At 62.9% G+C, this 18,287-nt stretch carries 18 protein-coding genes; 3 read left to right on the top strand and 15 right to left on the bottom strand.

Annotated features, from left to right (window positions below):
- Positions 1-139: 139 nt before the first annotated feature.
- The 12 genes from AC5RVS_RS17070 to AC5RVS_RS17015 all read right to left on the bottom strand — a co-directional run bounded on the left by AC5RVS_RS17070 (position 140) and on the right by AC5RVS_RS17015 (position 11,836).
- On the bottom strand, positions 140-382 hold the full coding sequence (locus AC5RVS_RS17070; protein WP_494109019.1) for an alpha/beta fold hydrolase: 243 nt from the start codon (positions 380-382) through the stop codon (positions 140-142).
- Positions 383-527: 145 nt separating this feature from the next.
- Positions 528-965: a DUF4913 domain-containing protein gene (locus AC5RVS_RS17065; RefSeq protein WP_494109018.1), complete on the bottom strand. Its 438-nt coding sequence runs from the start codon at positions 963-965 to the stop codon at positions 528-530.
- A gap of 15 nt (positions 966-980) precedes the next feature.
- Positions 981-2,750, bottom strand: a complete 1,770-nt coding sequence (locus tag AC5RVS_RS17060; protein ID WP_494109017.1) for a type IV secretory system conjugative DNA transfer family protein — start codon at positions 2,748-2,750, stop codon at positions 981-983.
- Positions 2,747-4,312 carry a helicase HerA domain-containing protein gene (locus AC5RVS_RS17055; RefSeq protein ID WP_494109016.1) on the bottom strand — a complete coding sequence of 522 codons (1,566 nt, stop codon included), beginning with the start codon at positions 4,310-4,312 and terminating at the stop codon, positions 2,747-2,749. Before AC5RVS_RS17055 ends, AC5RVS_RS17060 begins: the two co-directional genes overlap by 4 nt.
- Positions 4,312-5,820 (bottom strand): SCO6880 family protein, encoded by a 1,509-nt coding sequence (locus tag AC5RVS_RS17050; RefSeq protein WP_494109015.1) that lies wholly within the window; start codon positions 5,818-5,820, stop codon positions 4,312-4,314. Before AC5RVS_RS17050 ends, AC5RVS_RS17055 begins: the two co-directional genes overlap by 1 nt.
- Positions 5,807-7,066, bottom strand: coding sequence for a TrbL/VirB6 family protein (locus tag AC5RVS_RS17045; protein WP_494109014.1), 1,260 nt, complete (start codon positions 7,064-7,066; stop codon positions 5,807-5,809). Before AC5RVS_RS17045 ends, AC5RVS_RS17050 begins: the two co-directional genes overlap by 14 nt.
- Positions 7,063-7,800, bottom strand: a complete 738-nt coding sequence (locus AC5RVS_RS17040; RefSeq protein ID WP_494109013.1) for a DUF8175 domain-containg protein — start codon at positions 7,798-7,800, stop codon at positions 7,063-7,065. The genes AC5RVS_RS17045 and AC5RVS_RS17040 overlap by 4 nt, the downstream gene beginning before the upstream one ends.
- 27 nt (positions 7,801-7,827) lie before the next feature.
- The gene (locus AC5RVS_RS17035; protein ID WP_494109012.1) at positions 7,828-8,097 is read right to left on the bottom strand and encodes a hypothetical protein; all 270 of its coding nucleotides are present in this window, start codon (positions 8,095-8,097) and stop codon (positions 7,828-7,830) included.
- 11 nt (positions 8,098-8,108) lie between these two features.
- Positions 8,109-8,708 carry a DUF6668 family protein gene (locus AC5RVS_RS17030; protein ID WP_494109011.1) on the bottom strand — a complete coding sequence of 200 codons (600 nt, stop codon included), beginning with the start codon at positions 8,706-8,708 and terminating at the stop codon, positions 8,109-8,111.
- A gap of 37 nt (positions 8,709-8,745) precedes the next feature.
- Positions 8,746-10,203 carry a MinD/ParA family ATP-binding protein gene (locus AC5RVS_RS17025; RefSeq protein ID WP_494109010.1) on the bottom strand — a complete coding sequence of 486 codons (1,458 nt, stop codon included), beginning with the start codon at positions 10,201-10,203 and terminating at the stop codon, positions 8,746-8,748.
- Between the two features lie 44 nt (positions 10,204-10,247).
- Positions 10,248-10,760 carry a hypothetical protein gene (locus tag AC5RVS_RS17020; protein ID WP_494109009.1) on the bottom strand — a complete coding sequence of 171 codons (513 nt, stop codon included), beginning with the start codon at positions 10,758-10,760 and terminating at the stop codon, positions 10,248-10,250.
- The gene (locus AC5RVS_RS17015) at positions 10,757-11,836 is read right to left on the bottom strand and encodes a CHAP domain-containing protein (RefSeq protein WP_494109008.1); all 1,080 of its coding nucleotides are present in this window, start codon (positions 11,834-11,836) and stop codon (positions 10,757-10,759) included. The genes AC5RVS_RS17020 and AC5RVS_RS17015 overlap by 4 nt, the downstream gene beginning before the upstream one ends.
- A gap of 122 nt (positions 11,837-11,958) precedes the next feature.
- On the opposite strand from AC5RVS_RS17015, the gene AC5RVS_RS17010 reads away from it, so the two are divergent.
- Positions 11,959-12,285: a helix-turn-helix domain-containing protein gene (locus AC5RVS_RS17010; protein WP_494109007.1), complete on the top strand. Its 327-nt coding sequence runs from the start codon at positions 11,959-11,961 to the stop codon at positions 12,283-12,285.
- Positions 12,286-12,461: 176 nt separating this feature from the next.
- Here the strand turns inward: AC5RVS_RS17010 and AC5RVS_RS17005 are convergent, their stop codons facing one another.
- From AC5RVS_RS17005 to AC5RVS_RS16995, 3 genes are all read right to left on the bottom strand, one after another.
- Positions 12,462-12,893 (bottom strand): hypothetical protein, encoded by a 432-nt coding sequence (locus AC5RVS_RS17005; RefSeq protein ID WP_494109006.1) that lies wholly within the window; start codon positions 12,891-12,893, stop codon positions 12,462-12,464.
- Between the two features lie 537 nt (positions 12,894-13,430).
- The gene (locus AC5RVS_RS17000; RefSeq protein WP_494109005.1) at positions 13,431-14,429 is read right to left on the bottom strand and encodes a hypothetical protein; all 999 of its coding nucleotides are present in this window, start codon (positions 14,427-14,429) and stop codon (positions 13,431-13,433) included.
- A complete protein-coding gene (locus AC5RVS_RS16995) occupies positions 14,426-14,773 on the bottom strand; it encodes a hypothetical protein (protein WP_494109004.1) in 348 nt (115 codons plus the stop codon). Before AC5RVS_RS16995 ends, AC5RVS_RS17000 begins: the two co-directional genes overlap by 4 nt.
- Before the next feature lie 499 nt (positions 14,774-15,272).
- On the opposite strand from AC5RVS_RS16995, the gene AC5RVS_RS16990 reads away from it, so the two are divergent.
- Positions 15,273-15,563, top strand: a complete 291-nt coding sequence (locus AC5RVS_RS16990; RefSeq protein WP_494109003.1) for a hypothetical protein — start codon at positions 15,273-15,275, stop codon at positions 15,561-15,563.
- Positions 15,564-15,725: 162 nt separating this feature from the next.
- The gene (locus AC5RVS_RS16985; protein ID WP_494109002.1) at positions 15,726-17,609 is read left to right on the top strand and encodes a MarR family transcriptional regulator; all 1,884 of its coding nucleotides are present in this window, start codon (positions 15,726-15,728) and stop codon (positions 17,607-17,609) included.
- Positions 17,610-18,287 lie beyond the last annotated feature (678 nt).

The following is an 18,287-nucleotide window of genomic DNA, read 5'->3' as shown; positions in this document are numbered from 1 at the left end:
CCGGCCGATGCTTCCAAGGTCTGCTCCAGGGAAGCACTCCGTCCCCACTGCACTCCGCGGCTGGTGATACCTTGGCCAACTCGGCGCAGTACGCTCCCGCGGCGCAACCCCGAAGCCGACTGGCTCTTCGTCGGGTCGTTCAGCCGGCGAGGAATCGGATGGCGACCGGCGTGAACTCCTCGTGGTTCTGGAAGATGCTGCCGTGGCCGGAGTCGGGGTAGATGACCAGTTCCGACCCGGGGATTCGCTGCGCGAGCTCGCTGGAGAGAGGGGACGGCACCATGCGGTCGTTGTCGCCGTTGACGATCAGCGTCGGATGCGTGATCGTCGACAGGTCATCGGGCGGTCCGAGGGCCCAGTTGTTGATCGCAAATAGTTCCACTGCCCACAGCCGGGGACAATTCTGGTTGGTTATCCACCGCTGCTGTTGCTGAGGGAGCTACCCCGCTGGCTCCCGATTTCCAGCCGTGGATAACCCGGATTGACCCCAGCCATGGACAGCTTAGAGTCACCTGGTTCTGCCAGAACTACCTGTCCTGGACTCGCACGTCTGGGAACCAGCCCTCCGGTGCTTTCTTCGGTTCCAGGTGTTCGGGGTCGCGGTGTTCTTTCATGTCGCAGTTGTAGAACGGTCCTTGTGGGTCCAGGAGGACTCTCATGTGGTGGTCTGCGTGGTCCCGCCACCAGACGCTCATGCCGGTGGCAGCGTCCAGGCGTAGGTGTTCCCAGGAACGCCACATGCCCGCGACACGTGAGACTGCTTCGGGGTGGAAGTACCACTCGATGCACCATTTTGCTGATTTCCCGGTGACGCTGCGGACGTAGGTGGGCAGCAGTTGCTCGTGCAGGAATTCTTCGGCCGAGCCGTAGACGAGCTCCGGTGTCTCCTCGGTCTTTCCGTCCCCTCTCCGGTCTGGAGTGGGGGCGGGGGTCTCGGTATCGAATAGCCCGAAATCATCTTCCATGAGGGAGGCGCTTCCTTACTTCGTGACCCAGGGATTAGCGTTCGGCACGGCCGGGACCGGGGCTGGCTCAACTTCGGGCTGCGGGCTGTACTTCTGGATGGACGCTTCCACGGCTTCCTTGTGCGGGCCCGTGTACCAGGGCAGTGTGCGCACCAGCGTTGCCGGTGCCCCCGAAGCGAGGATCACCGCGCGGCCGCGGTCGAGTTCAGCGAGGTTGGAGACATCGAAAATGCGTTCCTTGCCTTCCTGACGGGAACGGCTGGACCCGGACTTGCCGGAAGAGACAGAGACATTGATGTAGCTGTAGTCACCGATCAGATCCGAGAGCGCCCGGAGGAATCCTTCTTCCGCGACGCCGCCGCCGTAGACCTTGACGTTCGCGGCGGACCAGATTTTGCGCATGTTCGCCTCGCCCCAGAGTTCGACGCCCTGGGACCAGGATTGCAGGATGCCCATGACGATCAGGCCCTTGGATCCGTAGTGGCTGAACTGGTCGGGCAGCCCGGCCCAGCGGACGACGTTGGCCAACTCGTCGAGGGCGAACAGCGCAGGCTTGGGCAGGCGTCCGCCGCTGCGCTCGGCGCGTTCTTCCATGGCCTCGGCGATGGCTACCGTCAGTGCCGTGGTGAGCGGGGCAGCCGAGCCGGCCCCTTCCTTGGAGAGGATGTAGATCGTCTCCTGTGAGGCAGCGAACGCGCGCGGCTTGAACTGACGGCGCGTATCGGTAGCCACGCTCGCGCCGCCGGTCGGGGCGACCCACCGCAGCGTGTTCCTGCTCTTGAGGCACTGAATCATTTTCTCGGCGGTGCCGAAGATGCCGTCGCGCTGTTTGTCTGCCAGTTCCAGCGTGGACTCCAGGCCTTTGTACTGCAGCTCGTAGTCATGTGTTCTGAGGATGTTGATGGGTTCGCGGTTTACCTGCTCCGTCACCCAGAGGTAGACCTGGGTGATGGGCAGCCCGCCCAACGCGGCCGCGAGGAAGTACGAGGAGAGAATGTCTTCGGCTTTGGGATCGAAGTAGGCATCCGGCTTGGATCCCGGCACCCGTGAACCGACCGAGAAGTGCTGGGTGAGCTTGTAGGCCTTCTCTTCGTCCGTTACGTAGGAGAGCGGGTTCCACCACCAGTCCGGTTCCTCCTGGGCGATTTTCTGCGGATCGAACACCCACACCGGGGCCGTAGCCTCGCGGACGCCACGGGTGCCGTCCACGACGTCACGCTTGTTCGACGTCGAAACCACAGCCCCTGGTGCGTTCAGGATTGCGGGCATCACCCGGGAGGTCGACTTACCTGTTCGTGGACCCCAGATATCGAGGCTGAGGTCTTCCCAGGACTGGATGAATTTCTGGCCGGTGGAGACCACCTTGCCGACGACGATGCCCGGGTTGTCCTTGATTCCCAGCCGTTCGGCTTTGGCCTGCGCTCCCTTTTCGGAGAACGCGGCGAGGGACTTTCCCCGGCCCAGGTAGCGGGCGGCCTTGTCCACGCGGGCGCGCTTGGACGCGCCCTGCCGCCACGCCACCAGGACGACGACGCCCAGTGCCAGGATCAGGCCGGCCATGACGCAGACGACGACGGTGGACTGGGCGGGCCAGGGCACCTTGCCCTTGATGAGCCCGGCGATCAGGTCAATGGGGTGCGCCGGCGGCGCGTCGATGCCTGCCATCCAGGAGCCGATGTGTGCGGCCGCATACGTGCCGCCACCGAAGACGACGATAAAGCCGATGGCCAGCCATACGAGGATGGCGTCGCCGAGGCCCATGCCTTTGCGGTTCGGTGCGCTCACAGTACGCCTCCTTCAGTTGCCACGATGGGTGCGGCCGGGTCAAGGATCGGTTCCGGGGATCCGTGCCATTTGCCGTCGGTGTCGTTGACCCCGTCGGGGCCGTGCTCCACCGAGGTCAGGCCGACCTGGACCGGGATCCCGGGACGGCCGCCGACCTTGATGAGGAACTTCCCACGCCCTGGCGGTTCGACGTCTACACCACGGGAGTCCCACGCTGGCGGGTCCTGCCAGGAAATGAGCTTTTGCTGTTCCTGCCGGGACAGGGGTATCGCGGAGGTCAGCAGCGGCATCTCGGATGCGGGAAGGCCGCCGCAGATCACCATGCCCGAGCGTTCGACGAAGCCGCGGGCCTTCATCCGGTCCTCTTCGGCCGGCAGCGCCAGCAGGTCGGACATGGTGTGGGAGATCATGATCTGCCCGACGCCGACGGAGCGGTTAAGCCGGGTGAGGGCGTCCACTCGGTCAACCATGCCTTTCCCGGCACGCAGGGCCCGCCACAGCTCATCCAGAACCACGAAGTAGTTCCTGCGCGGCTCCAGGCCCGCGTCGGCGAGGGCGTTGGCGACATTCACAGTCGCAAAGCCGTAAGACCAGCAGGCCAGCAGCACAGCGGCCTGCAGGTCTGTCTCGGTCTCGTCGATGCTGGAGACATCGAAGACCACGGCCCGGTCACGCTTCATTGGGTTAGTTGTCTGACGGGAGAAGATTTCTCCCAGCTTTCCTCCGCCGGTCAAGCCCAGGAGAGTGGCTTCCAACGCCCGGGTTTCCTGCAGATAGATGTTCATGTCGCCACGGTCCAGCGCGACCTGGCGCAGCTCATCCGGGGCGGAGACGATCACATCGAGCAGGTCTTTCAGGACCGGAATGCCGTCGAACCGGTCATCGAGGACCCGCAGTGCCCGGTCCAGGATGGTCTGTTCCTGGTCGGTCGGCGGGTTGTTCCGGCTGATGGTGATCAGCGAGACGACCATGGTCAGTCGACGGCCGTGCGCGTCGGCCCGGACCCGGGTGGCGTCTTCATGGTGGCCGCTGTCTTCCAGCAGCTGGGCTGCTTCAACTGCCTGGCCGGGGTCGAGGATGTTCATGTAGCCGACGCCGCGGCCGAGCTTGATGACCTGGCCGCCGAGGGCTTTCACGGCTTTGACGTGCTCGCCCTTGAGGTCGCCAAGGATCAGGGGGTGGACTCCCTGGGCCGAGAGGCCAATGAACATCCGTCGGACGACGGTGGACTTTCCGAGGCCGGGTTTGCCGAGGATGAACGCGGACGGGTTGGAAATCAGCCGTGCGCGCTGGAACCAGCTGATCGGGTCACAGCAGACCGTTGCCTGGGTTTCCTCGTGGCGGCCGAGCGGGACACCGATCATGGGCGAGGATGCACCCGAAGAGAACGGCCACAGTCCGCAGACCTGGACGGTGGTTCCCCGGTACTCCCGGACGGACGGGAGCAGCTGGGCCATGCCGCCGCCCCGTCCGGTCCAGCCCCGCGAACCAGGCCCTGCTTCCTTTGCCGGGGCTTTTACTGTCTTTGACTTCTTTACTGTCAAAAGCTTCATGCGGGCCATTAGAGGGCGTCCTTAATTTCGGAGGGCACCATGCTGTGCTTGGGCAGGACCAACCCCAGGGGCAGGGACGCCGCGAACGCGGTGTCCTGGGAGCCGTAGGCGCGGCGCAGCAGCACGCGGGCGGTACCGGAGGTCTGTTCAATGGCAGCAACGGCGTCCGGCAGACGTTCCTTGTCGGTGACCGTGGCGGTGACGACCATGCCGAAGTTCACCAGACCCGCGCCCTGGGCTTCTTCCTGGGCGGTCTGCACAGCAGAGCGGGCATCCACCAGTGCCCGGGCTGTCGGTCGGGTGCCCGAGGTGATGCGGACGTTGGCGTTGTTCTGGTCCCGCTCAACTACCGCTGCGGCACGGGCGGAGTCCATCAAACGGTAGAGCAGGGAGATGCGCTTGCGGTCAATGTCGCCGTGCGGGGCCAGAAGCCGGGAGAGGACGGAGGAGTTCACGGAGCCGCGGGGAGCCCCGGTCATGGTCCAGGAGGCAGAGAACGCGGAGTCGTGGCGGTAGTCGTCCCAGCTTGCCTGCGTCGCGGTCGGGCCGACCTCGCCCCAGGTCAGCGACACCGGGGTGCCGGCCGCGTGGGCTTCGTCGATGATCAGCGCTGCGGGCGGGTCGTAGGCGATCCGTACGACCTCGCAAAGTTCCTGTGCGGACATGGGCCGGGCGATCCCGGCGCCGGTGGACTGCAGCCGGGCCGAGAGCCCGGGGATCCGCGCGGCCAGGTCGCGGGCGACGTCCTCCGGGGTGCGCTTTTTCGAGCCCGCGCGCAGGGAGGCGTTGAAGGTCAGGGAAACCCAGGCGCGGACCGTGGCTGATCCTTCCGGGTAGGTTTCGACGACCTCGTGGAGCATGTCCTTGGCGAACTGAGGGGCGTCCGGGTCGATATTCAACATGACCTCATTCCGCAGCCGGTGGCCGGAGTCCGGTGCGGTCTCAACGGTGACGGCGGCCGCGTCCAGGCCGGCCTCGTCGGCCAGTCCGGCGAGCCAGCCGCCCCAGTTCGCGACCCAGGCATCGACCTGTTCCGGGTCCACGAGGGAGGCCCCGTCGGGTTCGGTGGAGAAGATCACGGTGAAGTGGCTGGTGGCCGGGACGTGCAGCATGGCGAAGGGGCGCTTGTAGGAGTCGGTGAACTCGTAGAGGGTGGACTTCGCAGCCAGCCCTGGGAGCTGGTACATGCCCCACTCCGTCACGCCCAGTGGACCGGAACGGTACAGATTCGTCCCTGAGGACTTTGAGACCTTGAACGCCATGCGGATACCGAGACGGTCCACTACTGACTGGCCGTGCTTGTCTTTGACTGTCAGCAGCAGGGCGCAGGAGCCGGCGACCGCGAGGACGCCAAGGCCGGCGAAGAGGCCCCAGATGGCGAAGCTGACGATGCCCAGCAGGAGGCCGACCATGACAATCGCGGTGCCGATAGCGCCGAGGTTGCCCAGGCCGGCTGAGCGCGGAACGCGCCAGTTGCCGTAGGACGGTTCTTTGTATTCGGTGTTAATTGCTGCCACTGGGGCCCTCCCCGGTTGAATCCTGCGCGGTCGTCTTGATTGCCTCTGACGTCCTGGACGCCACCTGTACGCCTGTGGCTACGGCCATGCCAGCCGGGCCCGTGGCTGCCGCTCCCGTAGCAGCCCCAGCACCTCCGGCCGGTGCTGCCGGTCCCGCTTTGCCTGCGGTGCCAGCGGCGCCACGCGGACCCGAAGAGCCAGGCGTTGGCTGCCCTCCCCCACCGCGGGGGCCTGAAGATCCAGAACTGCCCTTGGGATAGCTGCCTGTGTTCGTGCTGGTTGTGCTGCTGGTGCTGGTGCTGGCTGGGGTGGGCGCTGCATTGCCCCGTCCACTGCCAACTCGGCCCATGGACACAGCTCCGGTGGCAAGGGCACCCACGGCGGCTCCTGCCGCTGCCCCACTGCCAGCGGCAACGGCTCCCACCATCGGCGTGACGAACCGCATCAGGGCTGGAAGGGCTAACAGGGCAACGATCATCAACGTGAACCCCGTAATGGAGCCAACCAGGGCATCCTTCCCGCTGGTGTTGCCCATCAGCAGGAATGCGACCGAGTACACGATGGCGGCAGCCGGCTTATAGAGAATGAAGGCGATGGTCCAACCAACTGCCTTCTGGAACCACTGCCTGCCCATCTCCGTATTCGTGAATGCGGCCGTGGTGGGCAGGATGCCCGCCAGGATCACCAACATGCCGCTGCGGACCACCATCAGCACGATCTGAACCAGAGATGCAATCAAGCCGACGAGGCCCAGAACGATCAGAACGAAAGCCCCGACACCGGTCTGTCCCGTTACGACAAGGACGTGCATCGATTCCGCGAAGCCCTTCCCGTCGGTGGATCGGTCAATAATGGCGGCCGCGAATGTGTCCGCCGCGATGATCAAGATGGAGATGACACCCACACCAAGACTGGACACCACAGTGAGGGTGATGAGTGAGCGCAGAAGATCTTTCAACGGTGCGCCCCGCTGCTCCCAAATCATGCGGATTCCTCCGATGATGACTGCCAGGACGGCCAAGGTTAGCGTCCATGGCCACAGCTGGCTGTTCATTGTGGAGACAACCGGGCTCGCTCCGGTGCGGTCCTCACTGATCAGGTTCACCGTTGGCATAGAGACCCAGAAGGTCGACAGGGTCGTCACCATCTGGCTCATTCCCTCCATGATGGACTTCGCCAAGTTGCTGATTGCATCATCGGCGAGGCCCTGAACCCAGTCCCCAACGGGGTTCCATGTGGGTTTCATGCTCCGCTCCACGGGATAAAGCCGGACAGGTCCCGTACCTGTCGCGGTTCTTCCAGCGGCGCGCCGTTATCGGCGACGACGCCTTTCCAGTCACCGTCCTGCCAAAGCAACGTGGTGCGAACGGAGGCAAGCGCACCGTTGTCTGCCTTGAACGCCAAGTCGACGACGGCTTGGTTGGCCGTATAGGAGACGTTGAATCCGGCGATCTGAATTTTCACTGATGAAGCGGGAGCCTGAGTCTGGGGCGCTTTCATGCCTGCCTCACGACCAGGTCCCTTTGCAGCGAGCTGTTCGGCGATAGCGCGTTCCTTTGAAGGGTCGCTGCCCAGAGCCCAAAGGTTCACAGCCGCGTAGAGCGCACCCTTTGGGGTGTGGGCGAAGCAAGATCTGATCCCCTGGGCGTCTGTCTTCCCCGGACCAATTTGTGGGTCGGTGGGCGCAGCCATCGTTCCTACCAGCTCCCATTTGGTTTCCGGTGCTGCGCCCAGTGACGTTTCCGTCGAGGTTGGAAGACCGCAGACGCTGCTGCCAGCGGCAGAGGCGCTGGGGCTGGCAGCAGGCGTGCTGCCGGTTCCGGTAGCCGGTGGTGTTGGCTGTGCGTCACTCTGTCCTTTGGGGAGCAGGAAGATGACAATTCCTGCTGCCAGCAGCGCGACCACCAGCACGGCCGCGATGATGAATCCGGGTTTGGTGAACGGATTGCTTTCGGTGGTGCTCTCTGTTGACTGGCTCATACGGAACCTCCCGTTGATGGTGCTGGCTTAGACGAAGGCGCGGACGATGCCCGCGGCTCCGGTGATGATGATGCAGCCCATGAGGACCCAGCCGAGCTTGCCGATGGCCTGTGCGCCTTCACCGCGCTGGAGCTGGATGACCATGCCGATGCCGACGATGATGACGCCCAGGACGCCCAGGACCAGGCCGATGCCGGAGGCCCAGTTCAGGATGGTCAACAGACCGCCGGCCTGCGCCGGGACGACGGGGGTGGGGTTGGGAATAACGCTGGTTGAGAGTGCAGTGAGCGTGTTCACGGTGAGACCTTTCAGTGGTTGGTTGCCGTGGCCAGGGCGGCCACGTCGGTAATGAAGCGCTGGTATTCGCGGACGGCTGGCAGCGCTGTGGTGTCCGTGTGCCGCCAGGCGTCTACCCAGGGCAGAGTCCAGAATCGTGGCGCTCCGCCGCCTACGAGGGCGGTGAAGTCCCGAAGAGCTTTGGGTGTCTTTCCCGGGGCGTCTGCAAGGACGGCGAGGCCGAGCAGATCGACCTGCGGGGCGGCGCCTGATGCCCACTGGGTGAGTGCGTTCCTGGCAGTTGTCAGGCCGCGCATGTCTGCGCGGCAGACCAGCAGCACCTGCGGGCTGCCGCCGCTGGGGAGGACAGGCCAGCAATGATCCGTGGAACGGGCAGATTCGATGAGGTCAGCGATCCGGCTTTCACCCGCTCCCCCATGGGTACCAACAACCCAGAGACGGGCTGTGCCGGCCATGCTGCGGGACGCCAGCCGGTCTGCCGCGTCTGGCTCGAGCATGCCCCGCAGCGGTGTGCTGATGACCGCCGCCGGCGGGACAGCCGCAGCCCGGGTTTCCTCAGCCGGTTCATCAGCCGTGGGGCGTGTAACCCAGGGGTTCAGGGTCTGTTGCATTGATCCTCCTCTCAACTCTCAAGTTCTAGGGATCGTTCTAGAAGCCTTTGGCGACAGCTGCCGCTGCCGCGAGCCACGCCCGCTGGGTCACGGGCTGGAGCGCTTCGTAACGGATCGGCCCGTTGACCAGGGCGGGGTCGTACGGGATACGGACGACGGCGCGCACGAACGGCTCGAAGCCGTCCGCGATCCGCTGCGCCTCGGCTTTCGCCCGCTTCAGGGCATCGCCGGTCATGCTGCGCTTGGCGTCGGTGGACTCGGAGACGATCACGACGGCGTTGCGTGCCAGCTCGGCGTCGTGGCCACCACGGGATTCGAGGGTCTGCAGGGTCAGCCGGGCTGCTTCTGCACGGTCCTCGATGGCGGTGACGGGGACGACTAGCTGGTTGGTGTGGTCGATCATCCGCCGCCAGTTGGCGGCCCTGGCGGTGTTGCCGGAGTCCATGATGACCAGTCGGTAGTACCGGGTGAGGACCTGGTGGGCGATGTCCACTTCCTCTGCGGTGACTTCGTGGTCGCCTTCTTCGTTTTCGTCCGAGCGCAGCACATCGAACTTGTCGGCGGTCTGGTGGTGGACGAACTTGGCGATCTCGGCCGCGTTCGTGGAAGGGGACAGGAGTTCGGTGGAGGAATCGATTAGGTCCAGGACGCTGCGGTCGTGGGCGCCTTTCTCGGTCCGCCATCCCAGGGTGCCCTGGGATTCGTTGTTGTCCCAGGCCACCGTTGCGGCGCCGCTGTAGCGGGCAAGGATCGCCGAGAGCATCACAACCGTGGGCGTCTTGTTGGCCCCGCCCTTGCGGTTGACCACGGCGATGGTCCGCGGGCCGGGCCAGTGCTGGCTTACGGTGCGGATATCCTCACGCTCGGACAGCTCCTCCTCTGAGGGGTCCATCCGGAAGCCCAAGCGAGTCAAGGTCCCGCGCCAGCCCTGCGTGGCCGGCTCCAGCACCGGGGCGCTCACTAGAAAGGAGGTCTCCTTCAAACTGCGTCGGGTCACCGGCGCATCCGTTGCAACAGCCTGCTGCGGAGCCTCGGCGGCCGGAGCCACGTCCTCGGCCAATGCAGTCTCGGCGGCAAGGCGCGGCCACGGCTGGCGTTCCACCGTCGGCTGGGCAGGTTCAGGCTTCACCGCAGGCGTTGGCGCTGGAGTGGTGTCGGTGACTTCGGCGGCGGCCGCAGCGGGCGTGTTGGCGGGTGCGGCGGTGCGGCGGCGGCCGGGCCGGGGCTCGTAGGAGACGGATTCGACGTTGCCGCCCGGGTGGACGATCAGTTCGCCGTGGCCTTCGGGATCTTCGATGCGGACCCGGACGGGGCGCTGCAGCGTCCTGGCTTCGGCCATGACAAGGGCCAGGGCGTTGTCGCGCAGGTCCTGCAGCGTCTCCCCTGCAGGGACGACGCGGGAGTTTCCTGCGACGATGACCTCGGCTGTGCCGTTGTCGCTGATGATGGCCTTGATGTTCGGGAAGGCCAGGACCTCTGTTGGAGTGGTGCTCATGAAACCTGATTCCTTATTTGACGGGGTTGGTGAGGTGCGGGCGCTTAGGACGTGGGCGGGGTGAGCCGGTTGACCTTCCACGCGGCCTCCGGGCCGGTACGGAGCAGCTGCACGGTGTAGGTCCCGGCATCAGTCGGCACGGCTGCCATAACGCCGTAGCCGTTCGCCTCATCGACCGTCAGCGTCGCGGGGCCAGTGACCCGAGTGGCGGGGACATTGGCGGGATCCACGGCGGAGTAATCGGCGGTGGCCTGCGGCGTGAGCCAGCGGGCCAGGTCGTTGACCCACTGCTTTTCCTCCACGCCCGGGCGGGCGAAGTCCGCCATGGCCTTCTGGGCGGTGTCTACGGCGGCGTCCTTGCTTGCCTGATCCCAGCTGATGCCGATGGTGGCCGGCACCGTGCCTTCTGGAGCCTGCGGGCCGCTGCCCGCGCTCAGGGAGACCGGTGCTGAGGCTGTGGCGGCCGTGCTGGGCGCCGGGACCGGTGTGGTGTTCGCTGCCGGTGCGCACGCGGCGCAGAGCAGGGCCGCCGCGATGAGGACCAGAGACTTTTTCACGTTCTCTCCTCTTGAGTAGGCAGGTACAGGAAGGCTGAAGGGACATCGCTGCTGACGGTCCGGGTGTAGTAGTTGTGGTCATCCGGGGGCGGGTTGCCGTTGTATCCCTCTTCGACGTAGGTGCCGTTGTCTTTGACCGCTTTGACCACCGCGACGTGGCCGAAAGTGGGGTCCGCTCCCCCGACCCCCGGCGCGTACCAGACAACCGCCCCGACACGAGGAACGGAACCGGTGGGCCAGCCCTTGGCGTCCCAGCCGGCCTTCCACGTCAGCGCAGAACCCAACTTCTGGCCGTCCGGGCGGAAGGTGGCGTTGAGGAACTTGAACGGTGCGCTGCTGGACCCCATCTGTTGGTTCACGCGCCACAGGGCAAAGTCCACGCATTCGCGGTAAAACATGCCTAGGGGCGATGCGGCCGCTGCGCCCGCTCCGGCCTGCATCCAAGTGGGAGAGTCCTTCCACGGGTAGTCATCCCCGGCACCGGAATTCCCAGGGATGGCGCAGTCGCTGCCTTCCAGTGAGAACTTGCCGTCAGAGAGTGCCTGGACAAGTTTCACGGCCTCGGGCCAGTACTTCTGGTAGTGGTACGGGTCAGCGTTGCGCTGGACCTTGTTACCGGCAATGGTCGGCTCCAGCAGCTCCCAGCCGTCCACTTTTTGGAGAGCCCTGATGAAATTGGTGGTGCTAGTAGCCGGGTCCATGCGATCCTCGTACGAGCCCCAGGCCCCGTTGTCCCGCTGCTGAAACAGGCCTCTGGAATCCGGTCCTGGACCATCGCCATGGTCCAGGACCCTAAGATCGGACTCGCCCAGGGCAACCATCACGCTGATCATTTGCCCTTTGACCGGCAGGTCCAGTCTGTCGCCTGCGTTGATGATGGCCGCAGCATTCTCCAGCTGCTCCGCCGTGTACCCCTCAACCGCTGCGTTGCCGTCGAAGGCGGCTGAAACGGCCGGTGCGCATACTGCCGAGGCTGGTTCCGACCCGGCGGGCTGCAGCACTAACGCGAAGATCAAACCTAGTGACAACACGGGCACCGAAGCGACGGCGCCGGTAAGGAGTCCTGTCGATTGCAAAGGTTGATCCCCCGTCGGAGCATTAGAAAGGATTGGACAAGTATCACTTTTAAAGTGATACTAGCATCACTTTAATGATGATGTAAGTTCAATGGCTCGCAAAGGTAGGCGAGAATTATGAAGTGCCGCGCATCTACAAGCCGATTTCCGGGCTGCCCCATGAGGTTGGAAATGCTTTGAGTGTTTTCAACGCGAACACCTTGAGGGCGGCGGTTATCCGCGACCTGGCTCAGCAATCGAGTGGTGACACCACCGGCAATGTCGCAAAACGAATCGGCGTCGATTACCGACAGGTCTACGTCCATATCAAGACCCTTGAAGCCGAAGGGCTCGTCTCTGCTGACGGGGAGGTCGGTGAACGTATCGGACAGCGTGTCCGCTACACCATTGACCTCGCCAAGCTGCGCGAGCATGGGCTCACATACATGAGGTATCTGTTGGGCGAATGAGGTGCGCTCTATGGTGCGATCATCGACGACTAGATGTGTGCAGGCATCCCGTTGCATCGGATTGACCCTATCACGCATGTGTCACACATGCGTGAAATTCAGCTGTGCTGCTGCTGCTGGTTACGGAACAGTGGTGTTACCTGCGTCGGTGAAAAAGGTACCTGCCGGACGCTGCCTTAGGTGTCCTCGTCCAAGATCTTGGTAATCGCCTTCAGTGCTTCGGGATCGACCGGTCCCAGGGCGCGGGCGGCGAAGTTCCGCACCTCCGCGCGCCTCATACTGCGGAGCAGCTCCAGTTCAGCTTCCACTCGTTCAGGCAATTTACCGCCCTCCTGAAGGAGATACTCAGGATCCACGTCAAAGACAGAAGCTATCGCGCGCAGTGCTTCGTTCGGGACCACCTGCTCTTTGCCTGCCTTCAGCAGTGACCATCTGGTCCGGGAAAGATAGTAGCCGGCCTTCTGCGCCCCATCACGGATGGCCGGGTAGTCAAAAGGCTTACCGCTGTCGGACATGATCACGTCCAGCAGAAGATTGATCTTCCGTGCGAGCGTTTCTGCTCGGCGGATCCCAGCGGCCCGCTCTGGCGACAGATCGAAATCGCTCAAGTGATCCAGCTCCAATTTGTAGCTCCGACGAAACAGCCGAAGGTGGCTATTCCGATAAGGGCCCCGGCCAAGGCTTCACCCCACGTGTGTTCCTTCAGAGCGGTTCGACTCACCATCATCATTGGCGATAGTACCAACAGCCAACCGAGGGGAGGGCCGAATACCGCCGTCCCCCATAGAGCAGCGAAGGATATAACTGACACGTGGGCCGAGGCGTTCAGCCAGCGTCGTGCCAAGGCCAACCCCGCATTCCCTGCAACGAGTCCTACAGCTGTTGCCGAAACCGGAGCCGGGACATTCAGCAAAGCACAAGCAATTACCCCAACAACAGTCAGTATTGTAACCACCCCTGTCCGCCATGTTGCAGGCAAACCCAGCTTCTCGGAGACCAGCGAATATTTCTTGTACGTGAATCCGGGGACGACGATGATGCCGACGGCAAGCGCAACGACACCCAAGAACCCGAGCCCGGCATTCACTCCAGCCAGGGCGGTAACCACCAGCAGGACAACTGCGGGTGCGAACACCTTCGAGAAACTAGCTGCCAATCTGGACTTGGGCGGCGCCAACCGGACCTGGGTGTGCAATTCTTGCCTCAATGGTGTCTACTAACTCGATTTCGTCGGCGGACAGAAGCCCTGGATTTTGAACCCGTATATCGTGAATGAAGATCACCCATCGGTATAGCTGGTTGCGGGTGGCCCGCGGACGCAGGCTAAGGGCCGCTCCTTCCCTAGCTCGTTGACCCGCATCCGTTTCAACGAGCCGGCCCACAATGGGTCGAAGCCTCATAAGGGCACTTCGGATCCGCCTGCGTTCAGCCCACTGCAACCGGATGCGCTGGTAGGCAGGAAGCGCGAAACCCACAGCGAAGCCAATCAAGGTGACCGCGACCAACGCCCGGTAGCCCACATAAACAATATTCGAGACGTTACTTTCGACCCCAGACGCTGCCTGCCCCACCAGCAGCAGCTTGACTCCAACTGCCAGCACGCCGATAAGGCAAGACACAGCGGTGATATCGAACCCGACGCGAAAGGACGCCGTTTCGCCGGTCCTGTCCCGGCGAAGACATTCGATTCCGGTGTAACCGGAGATGATCCCGATCCAGACGAAGAACAGGCTCTGATACCAACCGATAGTTGGAATACCCGCGAAAGCGTTGGTGAAGTTAGTGGCTGACCCTGGTGTTTCTGAGGTAAGCAGCAGACCTGCTTGAACAATCGAGAACGCGATTCCCGCCAGTACCAGTAAGCGCCATCGGGTGTCTGAGGCTCCCGTCGCGGCTACGATCAGACGACTGAGCTCGGTCATGCCAAGCCCCAAAACAATGTGGACGACCAAGTTCAGAATATTTCGGTCGCCAAGTACAGCGTCAACGGCCAGGTACACCGGATCAATATTGAGTGTCGTGCCAATCGCCACGGGAACCATCGCCGTGACAATCCCAGGCTTCCAGCCGAACCTCAACCCAACGATCCGAGTAAGCACCACACTCCAGAGGATGAGAGCAGGCAGTATCTGCAGCAGGCTCATCCAAAAACCTTTTCGAAGTCACTGATCGGGGCAGCCGGCGTGGCCAGCACTATTCGAGAAAGCAGGTAGGCGACTTCCTCGGCGGCCTTTTCCATGTCGTTCCATTGCGGGGATCGGGCAAGCATCCGTTTGATGCCTTTCCTCTGCCCCACATGACTGAAGACCGACGGCATGGAAGCGGCGAGCCCGTCGCACCCGTCGTGATCGAGCAGGATATGGCCAAACTCATGGCAGATCACGTGCATTCGGTGGAGGTCCGAGTGATCTTCAGGAACCAGGACGTGGGACTTGACGTCTGTTTCGAGCCAAAGTCCGGAAAGGCCAGGAATGGCGGACTCTGGCACTATCCGAACAGTAATAGGTTTCCCATGCACGGCTTCCACTGCGGCAAGCAGCTGGTCAAAAGATACCTGACCCGCAAGTTGCAGCTGCTCAACGGTGGCCTGTGGCGTTTGACGTGGCAGGCCGACCTCTGCGAACCCATCCCTACTTCTGCGCACTACATCTCCACTACACGAACTTTCACACACGGTTCACGCATGTGTGAGTACACTCTTATAGGACGGTATCCATGCCCGTGGAAGGCCCATTCCCCGAGCAATCCAATGACCATGTTTAGCACAAGGAAGGAAACATGCCCGGAATCAAGCATGATCCAGCACGACCGGCGCAGCCCGCCCCGCCAGCTGCAACTACCCGCGAAACTCCGTCACTAGGTGCAGCTGCAGCATCCAAATCACCCCGGCCAGCTTCGACTAAGCCCTGGCTCTATCAAGTGGACACCGTACTCGACGAGCTGAGTTCGTCGGCGGCAGCTCGAGCAGTGGTTTGAGGATCAACCAAGTGTTTCCCGACACGCCGAACCAATTCACAGCAATTGGTTACAGTAACCGTTTGAATGGCTCCATGGCTATCTCAGGAAACCGCCGCGGTGGGCGTCGCAGCAAAGGCGAACGTCACCTTATTGGAGCCCGAATGCCGGTACCCGACGCAGACAAACTCCGCAGCGTCGCCGAGGCTGAAGGCAGCACGGTCAGCGATTACGTTGCCCGAGTCATGCACGAACACCTGATGTCCATCGATCTAGATTCACTGCACGGTCAGGAGGCTTTGCCTATCAGCCGGGCCAGTTAAACGAAGAAGGCCCGCACGAAGCGGGCCTTCCTATCAAGTTATCCAAGCTCACTGTTGCGTCTCCGCCAAGATTCTTCAACAGCGAGCTTCATACAGAACCGGGTATTTTCATGCCCTCTTCCATATGGAATTGAGTCCATCATACACGCACGCGCATTTGCAATGGGTGATGCCCCGACGACCACGCCTCCCGGCGTGTCGAAAGAGGGCTCCAATGTGGTCTCCTCGGACCGGGACCAGGCAGCGGCAGAATGGCGTGCCCTCGCACCGCTGATAGCCTCCGGCCCGTATATGCGTCTGTCTAAAGACGGCGGCAAGACCTACCGGAACAGCGGCGAACGCGCCCTGACCGAAGCCCTACCCTCATTCCCGGCTGCCGTGCGGACCTGCGGCCGGGACGGAATGGTACGTACCCTTTGCCTGGACTTGGACGTCAGCCGCGGCGGCCAGAACAAAGTCGACGACGACTACCGCAGGCTGCGGACCTGGTTCACGGCCAACGACGTGCGCTGGATCGAAGACCAGTCCCCCAGCGGCGGTCGCCACCTTTACATCCCTCTGGCTTTTGCCGTGGTGTTCACTGACGCCAAGGAATTCGTCCAAGCCCTCTCAAAGCGATTTACCAGCATCGACCCCGGCCCGCACGAAAACGCTGCCACCGGAGCCATCCGCGTTCCCGGCAGCGTTTGGAAAAAAGGTGGTCACCAGAGACTCACAATGAGCCTGAACACCGCCTACGACGTCGCCAAGGCCAGGCGCAACAAGTGGCCGGCCTGGGAGCACCTGCGCCAGGACCTGCGCGACGAGCTGGACGCTGTCAGGCAGCGCCGCAGCCAGCCCCTGGAGCTGCTGGAACCCGCGGAAACCCTCCCCCGCCCCGGCGGCCCCCGGGCACTGCCCCAAGCCAAAGAGTTCATTGCCCGAAGCGGCAACTACGACACCAGCCGGTACTCCAGCCCGTCCGAAGCCCGCCAAGGCGTTCTGGCGTCGGCGGCCGCCGCCGGCTGGTCCCTGACAGATGTTCAGCGTCTGATGCACCAAAACATCTGGGCAGGCATGGTCGCCTTCTACTCCCGCTACTCCTCCACCCACCGCAGCAAAGCCTTGCACCGGGACTGGCAAAAAGCCGTCGCCTACGTCCAGAGCTTCCGCAAAAAACACGAGACTCCCGCAGAAGGGAATAACAACCGGCATAAAAGCTACACAAGCCCGCCTAATACACACCCCCCTGCACTAACCCTGCTGCCGCAACCGAAGTCCCCCGGTGAATACCAATACCTGCTGACCTGGCGCAATGCGCTAGCAACCTACGAACGTTCACTGATCGGTTCCAGGGCAGGGCTTGGAACCCGAATGCTGTTGCGGGCGATGGGCGAAGCAGCCAGCAAGGCCGGCAGCCGCTTCATCGAGTTTGGTGTGAGGTCTCTTGCACTGGCAACGGGCACACACGAGACCACAGTTGCCAGACAACTGCGTGACCTAGCCACTGGAGGCCATCGCCTGATTCGGCTCGCAAACGAAGGACGCGGTGTGCACGCGGACCTCTACGAGCTCACCATCCCCGATGAGCTCAGAGACAGTGCCGAACGTAAAGCTTGGAAGCCAGGGAAAATGCACGCACTCCGACCCGTCTTCCGCGAACTCGGCGTTGTCAGCGCCTTTGTCTACGAAACCATCGAACAAAGCGATATCACCCCCACAGCAGCCGAAATCGCGCGATCCAGCGGCCTCTCCCCCAGAGCCACCACTCAAGCACTGGAAATCCTGGCGGCGTGGAACATGATCCAACGCACCCACAAAGGCTGGGAGGTCGTAGAAGCGACAAGTCTCCGGGCACTGGCTGAACGCTTCGGCGTCCTGGAAACCATTGGAGCCCAACTCAAGCGGTACCGCACCGAACGGGCAATTTGGCACCAATGGCTGGCTAAACGCACCCTCTACAGCGAGCCACTTTTGGCGTTGGTGCCAGATGACTACCCATACTGGGACGACGGACCTCCAGAAGACCAATCACTAGTGGACGTGGTCTACGGGAGAGCCTCTTAACTCTGTTAGTCCCAGAGTTAAGAGGGTGCACCAAGGACCTGGACTCACCACGGGGCCCTTGGTGCAGCCAGCGGTGACAACTGTGCGGAGAGAGTATGTAACTCTGGAAGTCCGTCAGTCTGCTGGAGAAGCATGTGACCGCGGCCCGCTTCCGCTTCTTGCCCACCAGCGTCAATATCGGCTCCCCCGGCCCGTTCAGGCAGGGTTGATGCCGCACCACGAGGAAACCAGCGATAAGGGACTGCGCAACCCTGCAAATGTCTGTCTTTCTAAAAGCCCGGCAGCTCGTTCTATTTGTCCAGCTCTTTTCTAAACCGACCGTCCATCACACCGGCACTCTCTGGACGCAGATGTCCCCTTTGCACATTAAACAGAGTCTGTGAGTCTATGAGTTTGGCGTCGTAGGCCGTGACCTAGATGCCGCGACCCGGCCAGCTTTGCGCCTCATGAGCTCAGGCTGCAGTTGGGGAGTAAGTCCGGGCCAACAGAACACTGTAATTACGGAGTAACAGAGTTGGGAAGTTGAGGCCAGCCCACTCCTCGCCCGCGGCTGACACGCGGGGGAAACTGCGTTTCTCTGAAACTCTGTTAGTCCGGCCGTACGCGCGTTTCCCCTGTGGAGCGGAAGCCACCAGGTCCTTAGAATGCCGCGTGTGAGTCCGGGACTGACGGAGTCTG

The organism is Arthrobacter sp. Y3221048 (genome assembly GCF_059092685.1).
The sequence above is the reverse complement of the archived record's forward strand: the minus strand, read 5'-3'. Positions and strand labels throughout refer to the sequence as shown.

Bases quoted from the DNA above. Each gene is read 5' to 3' on its own strand.
- AC5RVS_RS16985 (WP_494109002.1), top strand. From the start codon at position 15,726: ATGGGTGATGCCCCGACGACCACGCCTCCCGGCGTGTCGAAAGAGGGC.
- AC5RVS_RS17045 (WP_494109014.1), bottom strand. From the start codon at position 7,066: ATGAAACCCACATGGAACCCCGTTGGGGACTGGGTTCAGGGCCTCGCC.
- AC5RVS_RS17000 (WP_494109005.1), bottom strand. From the start codon at position 14,429: ATGAGCCTGCTGCAGATACTGCCTGCTCTCATCCTCTGGAGTGTGGTG.
- AC5RVS_RS17040 (WP_494109013.1), bottom strand. From the start codon at position 7,800: ATGAGCCAGTCAACAGAGAGCACCACCGAAAGCAATCCGTTCACCAAA.
- AC5RVS_RS17030 (WP_494109011.1), bottom strand. From the start codon at position 8,708: ATGCAACAGACCCTGAACCCCTGGGTTACACGCCCCACGGCTGATGAA.
- AC5RVS_RS17065 (WP_494109018.1), bottom strand. From the start codon at position 965: ATGGAAGATGATTTCGGGCTATTCGATACCGAGACCCCCGCCCCCACT.
- AC5RVS_RS17055 (WP_494109016.1), bottom strand. From the start codon at position 4,312: ATGGCCCGCATGAAGCTTTTGACAGTAAAGAAGTCAAAGACAGTAAAA.
- AC5RVS_RS17025 (WP_494109010.1), bottom strand. From the start codon at position 10,203: ATGAGCACCACTCCAACAGAGGTCCTGGCCTTCCCGAACATCAAGGCC.